Origin of the sequence: Saccharopolyspora elongata, assembly GCF_004348985.1 — a bacterium.
GTDB lineage: Bacteria > Actinomycetota > Actinomycetes > Mycobacteriales > Pseudonocardiaceae > Saccharopolyspora > Saccharopolyspora elongata.
The window spans coordinates 190,967-201,373 of the sequence record NZ_SMKW01000006.1 but is presented as its reverse complement, the minus strand read 5'-3'; the positions used below and the strand labels follow the sequence as shown (position 1 = coordinate 201,373).

Sequence of the window (10,407 nt, the reverse complement as noted above, 5' to 3'; positions counted from 1 at the left end):
TGTTAAGCACGCCGCCAGCGTTCGTCCTGAGCCAGGATCAAACTCTCCAACAATGCTGTTGAACAATCCCAGCAGACACTCAAACCCCACAGGGCGAGCGTCATACTCAAAGAAACCACCAACCACCGAAATGGTCGGGGGCATAAAAGAACACTAACCAAAACAGTCCGCTGTTGAGTTCTCAAAGAACACACCCACACCATCACCCAACCCCTGAACCAGGGATCAAAGCTCCGGGGAGCATTTCCTCTTCACCGCTTTACCGGTTCGCCCACTCTACCACCCGAAGGCAGGAGCTTGGTTCGCGACCCGTGTCAGGCTCGGCCCGGTTTTCCCGGCCCGTGTCGCTCTGACTTGGATAAATTTACACACCCCCGAAACACCCCCTGCAACCACCCCCCTTAAACATCAAAACACCAGGTCAGAGCCGATCTTGGGGTGCTTGCGCGGGATGGCGGCCGGGACCGCGGTTCGAGTCCACGTTCGTGTGGTCCTGCTTCGTCGCCGCGAATCGCCCGGAAAGCGCCGGTAGCCTCCCAGGCGATCGTCTGAACGGGGGTAGCAGTGGACTCCACACCGATCTACACCGAGCTGCGCGAGACGCTTGGGGACCCGGAAGACCGGAACTGGGGTCCCAGCGCCCCGCCCGAGTTCGCCGCCGCCCTGACTGAGCGGGTCGAGCGACCGAAGGCCGAGGCCAAGAAGGCTGCGCGAACCGGGCCCGGTTCGCGCAGCAGGTCGCGGCGGCACCGCGCCGAGGACTGACCGCTCCTTCAGGACGCGGCCCGGCGCGAGCGCTGGCGGACCGGGTCGGGCACCGGAGCCGCGGCCAGGAGTTGTCGCGTGTATTCGTGCTGCGGGTCGCCGAGCACCTGGGTGCGGTCTCCCTGCTCGACCACCTCGCCCCGGTGCATGACGGCCACCCGGCGGGCGAGCAGGTTCACCACCGCCAGGTCGTGGCTGATGAACAGGCAGCTGAAGTTCAGTCTGGCCTGGAGCTCCTGGAACAGCCGGAGCACCGCGTCCTGCACCGACACGTCGAGCGCGCTGGTCGGTTCGTCGGCGATCAGCAATCGCGGCTCCAGCGCCAGCGCCCGCGCGATGCTGACGCGCTGGCGCTGCCCGCCGGACAGCTCGTGCGGGTAGCGGCCGCGCATCGACGCTCCGAGCTCCACAGCGTCGAGCAGGGCGCCGACGCGCTCCGCCAGTTCGCGGCCGCGTGCAGCTCGGTGCAGGCGCAGTGGCTCGGCGATGCTGTCCGCGATGGTCATGCGCGGGTCCAGCGATGAGCCGGGGTCTTGGAAGACGATGCCGATGTTGCGGCGCACCGAGCGCAGCCGTCGTGCCGGCAGCCGGCTGATGTCCTGGCCGTCGAGCACGATCCGGCCCTCCGCCGGGGTCACCAGGCGGGCCACCGCCTTGCCCACAGTGGACTTCCCGGAGCCGGATTCGCCGACCAGCGCGAGAACTTCGCCGCGTTCGACGTGCAGCGACACCCCGTCGACAGCGCGCTGGCCGGCGTAGCTCACGACCAGGTCTTCGACCCTGAGCACCGGCTCTGCGGGCTCGGCTTCGGCGCGCTCGCCGATCTCCAGCCTCGGCACGGCCGCCAGGAGCGCCTTGGTGTAGTCGTGCTCGGGCGCGCGGAACAGCTGCTCGACGGGGGCCTGCTCGACCAGGACGCCGCGGTGCATCACCACCACCCGGTCCGCGAGGTCCGCCACGACCCCCATGTCGTGGGTGATCAGCAGGATCGTCATCCCGTGGCGTTCGCGGAGGTCGCGCAGCAGGGCCAGGATCTCGGCCTGCACCGTCACGTCCAGCGCGGTTGTCGGTTCGTCGGCGATCAGCACCCTGGGCTCGCAGGCCAGCGCCATCGCGATCACCACCCGCTGCCGCTGCCCTCCGGAGAGCTGGTGCGGGTAGTGCTTCAGCCGTCGGCGCGGCTCCGGGATGCCTACGACGTCGAGCAGTTCCGCCGCGTGCTCGCGCGCCTCACCGGCCGGCATGTCCCGGTGCAGCCGGATCGCCTCGACGAGCTGCCAGCCGATGGTGAAGACCGGGTTGAGCGAGGTCATCGGCTCCTGGAAGACCATCGCGAGCTGCTTGCCCCGGATCCGCCGCAGGTCCGGCCCGCTCAGTTCGGCGCCGTCCAGCTCGATGCGCCCGGTGACCTCGGCGGTCGGCGCGAGCAGCCCGAGCGCGGACATCGCGGTGACGCTCTTGCCCGAGCCGGACTCGCCGACCACCGCGAGGATCTCGCCGGGCGCGATGCCGAAGCTGACGCCGCGGACCGCCTCCGCGACGCCGTCCTCGGTGCGGAAGCGCACCCGCAGGTCGGTGAAGGAAAGCACGTCGCTCATCGCTGCCCCTTCGGATCGAGGGCGTCGCGCAGGCCGTCGCCCAGGAGGTTGAAGGCGAGCGTCGCGAGCACGACCGCCAGGCCGGGGAAGACCACCAGCCAGGGCGCCTGCGCGAGGTACGTCTGCGCGGCCGACAGCATCACGCCGAGCGATGCCTCCGGCGGCTGCACGCCCAGCCCCAGGAACGACAGCAGCGCCTCACCGATGATCGCCAGCGGGATGGCGACCGTGACCTGGATCAGCAGCGCATTCACCGCGTTGGGCAGGATGTGCCGGAACATCGCGGTCGTGCCGCGCGCCCCGGCCGCGACGCAGGCGGCCACGTAGTCCTCGCCGGCCAGCCGCAGGGTCTCCCCGCGCATGACGCGGATCAGGTTCGGCACCTGCGACAGCCCGATCGCGATGGCCGCGTTCACCATCGACGCGCCGAGCACCGCGGCCAGGCCGACGGCCAGCACCAGGAACGGGAACGCCAGCAGGGTGTCGGTGAGGCGCGAGACGACGGTGTCGGCGAAGCCGCGGTAGTAGCCGGCGATCAGGCCGAGCGGCACCGCGACGACCACCGCGAGCAGGACCGACAGCACGCCGACCGCGATCGACGCGCGGATGCCGTAGATGACGCGCGCGAGCTGGTCGCGGCCGAGCTCATCGCTGCCCAGCGGCAGCGCGAGCGACGGCTGCTGGAGGACCTGGTCGAAGTTCACCGCCGCCGGGTCCGTCGGCGCGATCACCGGCGCGGCCGCCGCCACCAGCACGAACAGCGCCGACAGCACGAGCCCGACGACGCCGGTGCGGTGCCGCAGCAGGCGGCGCAGCACCCGTCGCGAACCGCTCACCCGCGGCAGATCCGCCTGGGTCATCCGGCACCTCCACGGACTCTGATTCGCGGATCCACCACCGAATACAGCAGGTCGACGAGCAGGTTCACCAGGATGTAGCCGGCCGCGGAGACCAGCACCGCGGCCTGGATCACCGGGTAGTCGCGGGTGAACACGGCATCGACCATCAATTTGCCGAAGCCCGGCAGCACGAAGATCTGCTCGGTGACCACGGCGCCGGAGATCAGCGTGCCGAGCTGCAGGCCGAGGATCGTCAGGACGGTGATCAGGCTGTTGCGCAGGCCGTGGATGCCGACCACCCGCCACTCCCCGGCGCCCTTGGCGCGCGCGGTCCGCACGTAGTCCGAGCCCAACGCGTCCAACATGGACGATCGCATCTGCCGCATCAGCACCGCGGCCAGGCCGCTGCCGAGCACGAACGCGGGCAGGATCAGCCGTTGCAGGTTGCCCAGCGGCGACTCGGTGAACGGGACGTAGCCGGAGGCGGGCAGCACGCCGAGCCAGACCGCGAACACCAGGACGCACATCAGGCCGAGCCAGAAGTTCGGGATGGACAGGCCGAACAGCGACGCACCGTTGCCGAGCCAGTCCACCGCGGTGCCACGGCGCACCGCGCTGAGCACTCCGGCGGTCAGGCCGATCAGCGCGGCGAACAGCAGGCTCAGCACGGCCAGTTCGAGGGTCACCGGCAGCCTGGTGAGGATGATGTCGCCGATCGGCAGGCCGGTCTGGGCCGATTCGCCGAGATCGCCCTGCAGCACGCGGCCGAGCCAGGCCGCGTACTGCACGTGGATCGGCTCGTCGAGAAGGTGGGCTCGGCGGATCTCCGCGATCACCGCTTCGTCCGCCTCGATGCCGGCGATCGCGACGGCCGGGTCGCCGGGCAGCGCGCGGAGCCCCGCGAACACCACCAGCGACACCAGCACCAGGGTCACCGCGGACTGCAGGATCCGGTGGAGCGCGAAGCTGCGCATGTCATCCCCCCGCCCGGACGTGGCCCGCGGACTTCATCCGGATGATCCCGTCGGGGAAGGTCTCGACGCCGGCGAGCTGCGCGGTGTGCGCGGTGTAGTACTGCGTGCGGTAGAGGTAGACGACGTTGTTGCGCTGGTGCAGGGCGTCGACGATCTGCTCGTACAGGGCCCGGCGCCGGGTCACGTCCTGCTCGCTGCCCGCCTGCTCGATCAGCTCGTCGGTGGCGGGGCTGAAGTCGCCGCTGTAGTTCTGCGAGCCGCCTTCGGTGTGGAAGGCCGCGATGTTGCCGTCCGGGTCGGGCCGGCCGGACCAGCCGACGAAGAAGGTCTGGAAGTGGCCCTGCCGCGCCTCGCTGATCGCCGTCGCCGACTCGGTCGGGCGCAGCACGACGTCGAAGCCCACCTGGGCGGCCATCGCCTGGATGACCTGGCCCGCCCGGAGCTGGGTCGGGTCGTTGGCCAGCGTCATCTCGAACCGCACCGGTGTCCGCACGCCGGTCTCGGCGATGAGCCGGCGGGCCCGCTCCGGGTCGTGCGGCGGGCATTCCTGGGTCTTCGGGGTGGCGTACTCGCTGCTGTCCGGGATGGGCCCGCAGGCGGTTTGGAACAGCCCGTTGAAGGCGATCTTGTTGAGCGTGCGCCGGTCGATGGCCAGCGACAGGGCTTCCCGCAGCCGGGGATCGTCGGCGAGCGGGCCGGTCACCTCACCGGTCTCGCCGCCGACGTTGCGCACGTTGACGGTGATGCCGTAGTACTGCAGCGTCGGCTGGTTGAGCAGCACGATGCCGTTGTCCCGCAACAGGATCGGCACCTCGGGAGTGGGCACCTCCCAGATCACGTCGAACTCGCCGGAGCGCAGGTTGGCCATCCGGATGTTGTCGTCGGGGACCGTCCGGTACACCAGCCGGTCCAGGCGGACGCGATCGCGGTCGTAGTAGAACTCGCTGCGGTCCAGCACGATCCGGTCCTGCGCGACGCGTTCGGTGAACCGGAACGGCCCGACGCAGACCGGGTCGTCGGTGAAGTCCGCGCCGCGTTCGTCGAGCTTCGCCGGGGACATGATCATGCCGGCGCGGTCGGCGAGCATGCTGGTCAGCGGGGCGTAGGGCCGGGACAGGGTGAGCCGCACCGTGCTCGGATCCACGACCGCCACCGACTGGACCGCGTTGAGCTCGGTCTTGCGGGCCGAACCCTTGAGCTCGCGGTGCCGGTCCAGGCTCTTCTTGACCGCGGGCGCGTCGAGCGGGGTGCCGTCGTTGAAAAGCACCCTGGTGCGCAGCGGGATCGTGAGTTCCCGGCCGTCGGCGGAGATCTGCGGCAGCGCGGCGGCCAGCTGCGGCACCAGGCGGACGGATTCGTCGACGTCGTAGAGCTTCTCGCACATGCTGCTGAAGATCTGGCGGCTGGCCAGCGTCGACGCGAGCGTCGGGTCGAGCTTGTCCGGTTCCTGGTCGAGCGCGATCACCGCCTCGCCGCCGCGCACCGTCGGGGCCTGCACGGAGGAGCGCACCTCGGCGGCGGTCTGCTCGACGTCCACCAGCGGGGCGCAGCCGGTCGCCGCGATCGCGGTGGCCAGCGCCACCAGCACGCCTCGTCCGCAGCGATCCGCCACGCGCGTCTCCCGTCTGCTGCCGGGGTAAACGCGAGCACCGTATTTTGACCGGACCGCGCGTGTCCAGATCCGTGATCATTCCGGCATCTTGCGGAATTGGGTCACGGCATGGCGTCAGGCCGGAATGAGCGCGGTTTCGCCCAACCTGCCCGGCGAGCTCAGTCGACGGCGGAGGAGAACGTCGGCAGCGAAACGGCCGGCACGCGGGCGGCGTCCGACTTCGCTTCCTCTGCCGACGTCGCGTCGAAGAGCGTTTCCTCGACCGGCTCCGGCTGCTCGGCGGGCCCCGACCGCTCGACGGGCTCCGGTTCGGGCTCGGCGGCCTTCTTGCTGAGGTGCTCGCGGGTGCGCTGCGCGGCACCGCGGATCTGCTCCGTCAGCTGCTTGTTGGCCTGCCGCGCCTGTTCCTCTTCGCGCTCCTGCTGGCGGGTGCTGCGCACCGGCTCCGGCTTGGGCGCCCGCGCGGCCTTGATGTAGCGATCGAGCACGGCCCGGAGTTGTTTGGTGTGCTTCTCGTTCAGGTCGATTTCGTAGGTCACACCATCCAGTGCGAAGGTGACGGTGTGGTTGGCTGGGGACCCGTCGATGTCATCGACGAGTTCGACCTGAATCCGCTCGGCCATGATCACCTGTCTCGGGAACGTGCCCCGCCTCGATCCGCGACACTTGCAGGTAAGACTACTGCGAGCCCTGACCACGTTGTAGCACGCGGCATCGCTGTTGTCTCGTACTTAACCATAGAACAACGCGGCGACCTGTCGATAACCGCCGGGTGGGTCACGCGCCACCTCACACGCCGGCGAGCGCCCGACCACCAACGGACAGTAACCGCTGCGGGGCAATCCTGGAAAGTAATCCAGCGCACATCGCAGGAAATTCCGGCCGCGGCTGGATCATTCTTGCGCCGATCGTTTATTGTTCGCTCGCTCTTCTCCGCACGAGGTTCGCGGAGAAGACGGGGAATCGAGCCGGAATCGAGGGTTACCGTGGCGCAGAAAGTCACCGTTCAGCTCGTCGACGACGTCGACGGCACAGCAGCCGACAGCACCGTCGAGTTCGCCTTGGACGGGGTGAACTACGCAATTGACCTGTCCACCGAAAATGCGGCCAAACTCCGCGACTCGCTGGCGTCTTTCGTGGCCAACGCCCGGAAGACCGGTGGCCGCAAGCGCGTCGCCGTCAAGCCGGGCAAGCCCTCGGCGACGCCGACCGCGGCCGACCGCGAACGCAACCAGGCCATTCGGGAATGGGCCCGGAATCAGGGCATGCAGGTTTCCGACCGGGGCCGCATTCCGGCGGAGGTCGTCGAGGCCTACGACAACGCTCAGTGAGCACGTGCCACGGGCGGCCGGTTCGAACTCGGGACCAATCCGGCCGCCCGTGAAACTCGTGCAATGACTCCTCGTAACGCGGTCTTGAACGAACAGTAATTGTCGCGGTGAATCCCTTATGCGGATGCCAAGAAGTCGGTGATTTCCTGGCGGGTCGGCATCGAGCTGCTGGCCCCGTTGCGCTGCACCGACACCGCCGCACCGGCGGAGGCCAGCCGCAGCGCCTCGGGCATCTCGGCGCCCTCGCCCAGCGCTGCGCTCAGCACGCCGACGAAGGTGTCGCCCGCAGCCGTGGTGTCCACGGCTTCGACCGGGAAGCTGGGTGCCTCCACGCGCGCTCCATCGCGGTTGCCGTACAGCGAGCCGCGGCCACCGAGGGTGATCACCACTTCCGGAACCAGCTCCAGCAGCGCGGCGAGCGCGCGGTGCGGGTCGTCGTCGCCCGCCAGGATCGCCGCCTCGTGCTCGTTGGGGACCAGCAGGTCCACATTCGACAGGATTTCCCCGGGCAGCGGCACCGCCGGGGCCGGCGTGAGCACCACGCGCACCCCGTTGCGGCGCCCGGCCGCCGCGGCCGCGGCCACGCCGGGGAGCGGAATCTCCAGCTGCAGCAGCAAACTCCGCGATCCGGCGATCAGCTCCTCATCGCCGTCGGCGAGCCCGTCGACCGTCCCGTTGGCACCCGGCACCACGACGATCGAGTTGCCGCCCTCGTCGTCCACCACGATGTGCGCCGTGCCACTCCGCCCCGGCACCGCGCGGACCCCTGCGACGTCCACAGTGGATTTCTGCAGGGTGTCGCGGATCTGGATGCCGAACTCGTCCTCGCCGACCGCGCCGATCATGCGCACCGCCGCGCCCGCCTTCGCCGCGGCGATCGCCTGGTTGGCGCCCTTACCTCCCGGCACCGTGTGGAACTCCCGCCCCAGCACGGTCTCGCCGCGCTTCGGGGCCGTCCCGACGTAGGCCACCAGGTCCATGTTGCAGCTGCCGAATACGGCCACAGTCGTTGTCACGTGGTTCATCATGGCCGATGAGGGGCCCTCGATCGGCTGACGGGTCCTCGCCTGCCGGACGACGTAACATGCCGACCAACCGTCGAGGAGAGGGCGAGAAGCGGTGGACTATGCGGTGACAGCGGAGCTCGCGCCGCCGGCCGAGGTCGTGGAGCTCGACGCGCTGCAGCAGGAGGGGATAGCGGCCGTGCTCGACCGCCACCTCGCGCTGGTCGAGGGGGTCTCCGGTCCGGGGGATGGCGACATCGACATCCTCGACTACCGCATCACGGTGCACCTGACCGGCGCGAGCGTGGTGCTCGCGCTCGACGCGCCGTCGCTGCTGGCGGCCGAGGAAGCCGCCGCCTCCGTGCTCGACGAGCTGATCGGCGAGTCCGAGGTGCTCACCGGCTGGTCGGTGGCGCACTCGGAGGTGCGGATCACCGAGGACGAGTTCAACCAGCGGCTCGCTGCCGCCTCGGACATCAACGAGGAGTTGGAGGCGGCGGTCGAGGAGGCGCTGGAGACCTCCGCCGAGCCCGCGATGGACGCCGAGCACTGGCGCGTCCGGCTCACCCAGCTGGCTCCGCAGCTGCGGGCGTTCGAGGCGAGCGCGTTCGGCGCCGATCCGGACACCCACGCGCTGGCCGCCGGGGCGCTGATCCACGCGGTGCGGGTGGTCACCGACGAGATCTTCTACGACGAACTGGCCCTGGCGGTGAACAACGCGACGGTGGCCGACGCGGTCGGGCTGCTGGTGCTGGAGGAATTGCCGCCCTGCTACGACCACCGCTACGACGCGTTCTTCGCCCGCGCTCTCTTGCTGTCGTCGGCGGCAGTCGCGGTGCGGCTGACGGAGCCGAACTGGACGCCACCGCGCACGGTTGCCGAGGCGCTGGCGTTGCGGCTGGTGGTCAACGAGGCGCGCGTGGTCCTGGAGGCCGCCGAGCTGATGAGCTGGGACGACAGCGAGACGGTGTTCGCCGCCTTCGCCGGGCAGGCCTTCGGCGACACCGACCAAGACGAGCTCTACGAGGTGGACCTGCCGCTGTCGGAAGATGCGGAGCCGGAGGTGGCGGAGCAGGTCTCCAAGGTCGAGGCCGAGCTGCGCGCGCGGGGCGTGGCCTTCGACCAGTGGTTCATCCCCCGCGACGGCAACCCGGGCCGCCACCCCTACTTCGGCTCGCTCTAGGCCGCAATTTCAATGGAAATCAGAGCTCTGATTTCCATTGAAATTGCGGGCCGTGGAACTAGGGTTCCGTATTGCGGAAGGGGTCAGGGCTGGTTGCGGACGGAGTACGGCGGGACGGTGCAGCCGATGAGGCTGGCCTCGTCGATCGTCTCCGGCCGGTAGGCGGACTTGGAGAACGCCTCCAGCATCACGTTCGTCGGGTCATCGATCTGCTCGACCCGGCCGAACAGGAACGCCCACTCGTGCTCGTCGGAGCCGAAGTAGGCGACGGTGTCGAACGTCGACCGGAACCGGTTGTAGGCGCGGATCAGCGTCTCGTTGCGCCACACCGTCGGGCAGCCGGCCTGGAACGCGACCACGCCACCGGCCGCGAGCACCGCCTGGCAGCGCTGGATGAACTCCAGGCCGTACAGCCGGTTGTGCTGGCCGCCGGCGTCGTCGGCCCGCTCGTCGGGCAGGTCGACGACGACGATGTCGTAGCCCTCCGGCGGCGCCTGGTCGAGGAAGCCCCAGCCGTCCGCGTAGTGCAGCTTGATCGGCCCGTCACCCTGCTCGACGCGGGCGAGCTCCTCGGTGCTGTAGCCGTACGGCAGGTGCTCGGCGCAGATGCGCACGCACTGCTCGTCGATGTCGACGTGGTCGACCCGGCCGGCCCCGGCCGCGACCGCCATCTGGCTGGCCACGCCCTCGCTGGAACCGATGATCAGCACCCGCTCGACCTGCGCGGCGAGCAGGAACGCCGGCACCATCATCGCCTCGTGGTAGACCAGCTGGGAGAACTCGGTGCTCTGCCGGTCGTCGTCGCAGAACAGCGACACGCCCTGGCCGGTGCGACCGATGACCACGTGCTGGTAGTCGGTGTCGCCCTCCCACAGCACCTCGTCGACCCGCCACAGGCGCTGCAGGTCGTCGCCCATCGGCTCCTTGATCCACCGGTGCCCGTCGAGTTCGATCAACGGTGCTCCTCCTTGATTCGGCTTGCCCGGTAAAGCATGTCTTCCAAGCGGCGGGGCCGCTTAGCCCACGCACGCACGGTGACCACCGCGGGTTCTCAGATGTCTTCTCGGGAGGACAGCTCCGACGCTGTGTATCGGGAGAAGG

The 10,407-nt window shown here is 69.5% G+C and carries 10 protein-coding genes; 3 read left to right on the top strand and 7 right to left on the bottom strand.

The window, feature by feature from the left end; all coding sequences use genetic code 11:
* Window positions 1–564 precede the first annotated feature (564 nt).
* Window positions 565–765 carry a hypothetical protein gene (locus E1288_RS07580; RefSeq protein ID WP_132482628.1) on the top strand — a complete coding sequence of 67 codons (201 nt, stop codon included), beginning with the start codon at window positions 565–567 and terminating at the stop codon, window positions 763–765.
* Between the two features lie 8 nt (window positions 766–773).
* On the opposite strand, the gene E1288_RS07575 is transcribed toward E1288_RS07580, so the two are convergent.
* The 5 genes from E1288_RS07575 to E1288_RS07555 all read right to left on the bottom strand — a co-directional run bounded on the left by E1288_RS07575 (window position 774) and on the right by E1288_RS07555 (window position 6,411).
* Complete coding sequence (locus E1288_RS07575; RefSeq protein WP_132482626.1) at window positions 774–2,363, bottom strand: ABC transporter ATP-binding protein; 1,590 nt, start codon at window positions 2,361–2,363, stop codon at window positions 774–776.
* Entirely contained in the window at window positions 2,360–3,223 is an 864-nt protein-coding gene (locus E1288_RS07570; protein WP_132482624.1) for an ABC transporter permease, read from the bottom strand. Before E1288_RS07570 ends, E1288_RS07575 begins: the two co-directional genes overlap by 4 nt.
* Entirely contained in the window at window positions 3,220–4,176 is a 957-nt protein-coding gene (locus E1288_RS07565) for an ABC transporter permease (protein WP_132482622.1), read from the bottom strand. The genes E1288_RS07570 and E1288_RS07565 overlap by 4 nt, the downstream gene beginning before the upstream one ends.
* A 1-nt stretch (window position 4,177) precedes the next feature.
* Window positions 4,178–5,788, bottom strand: a complete 1,611-nt coding sequence (locus tag E1288_RS07560; RefSeq protein ID WP_132482620.1) for an ABC transporter substrate-binding protein — start codon at window positions 5,786–5,788, stop codon at window positions 4,178–4,180.
* Between the two features lie 158 nt (window positions 5,789–5,946).
* Window positions 5,947–6,411, bottom strand: a complete 465-nt coding sequence (locus E1288_RS07555; protein WP_235883401.1) for a histone-like nucleoid-structuring protein Lsr2 — start codon at window positions 6,409–6,411, stop codon at window positions 5,947–5,949.
* A 363-nt stretch (window positions 6,412–6,774) separates the two neighbouring features.
* Here E1288_RS07555 and E1288_RS07550 point away from each other — a divergent pair, with 363 nt between their 5' ends.
* On the top strand, window positions 6,775–7,119 hold the full coding sequence (locus E1288_RS07550; protein WP_132482616.1) for a histone-like nucleoid-structuring protein Lsr2: 345 nt from the start codon (window positions 6,775–6,777) through the stop codon (window positions 7,117–7,119).
* Between the two features lie 116 nt (window positions 7,120–7,235).
* Here E1288_RS07550 and rbsK read toward each other — a convergent pair whose 3' ends face one another.
* Window positions 7,236–8,135 (bottom strand): ribokinase, encoded by a 900-nt coding sequence (gene rbsK / locus E1288_RS07545; RefSeq protein ID WP_132482614.1) that lies wholly within the window; start codon window positions 8,133–8,135, stop codon window positions 7,236–7,238.
* Between the two features lie 103 nt (window positions 8,136–8,238).
* Between rbsK and E1288_RS07540 the strand changes: the two genes are divergently transcribed.
* Window positions 8,239–9,306 (top strand): hypothetical protein, encoded by a 1,068-nt coding sequence (locus E1288_RS07540; protein WP_132482612.1) that lies wholly within the window; start codon window positions 8,239–8,241, stop codon window positions 9,304–9,306.
* A gap of 83 nt (window positions 9,307–9,389) precedes the next feature.
* On the opposite strand, the gene E1288_RS07535 is transcribed toward E1288_RS07540, so the two are convergent.
* Complete coding sequence (locus E1288_RS07535) at window positions 9,390–10,262, bottom strand: spermidine synthase (protein ID WP_132482610.1); 873 nt, start codon at window positions 10,260–10,262, stop codon at window positions 9,390–9,392.
* Between the last annotated feature and the right edge of the window lie 145 nt (window positions 10,263–10,407).

What these genes read in the sequence shown, in the direction of transcription:
- E1288_RS07575 (WP_132482626.1), bottom strand. Translation starts at nt 2,363, where the DNA reads ATGAGCGACGTGCTTTCCTTCACCGACCTGCGGGTGCGCTTCCGCACC.
- E1288_RS07570 (WP_132482624.1), bottom strand. Translation starts at nt 3,223, where the DNA reads ATGACCCAGGCGGATCTGCCGCGGGTGAGCGGTTCGCGACGGGTGCTG.
- E1288_RS07565 (WP_132482622.1), bottom strand. Translation starts at nt 4,176, where the DNA reads ATGCGCAGCTTCGCGCTCCACCGGATCCTGCAGTCCGCGGTGACCCTG.
- E1288_RS07555 (WP_235883401.1), bottom strand. Translation starts at nt 6,411, where the DNA reads ATGGCCGAGCGGATTCAGGTCGAACTCGTCGATGACATCGACGGGTCC.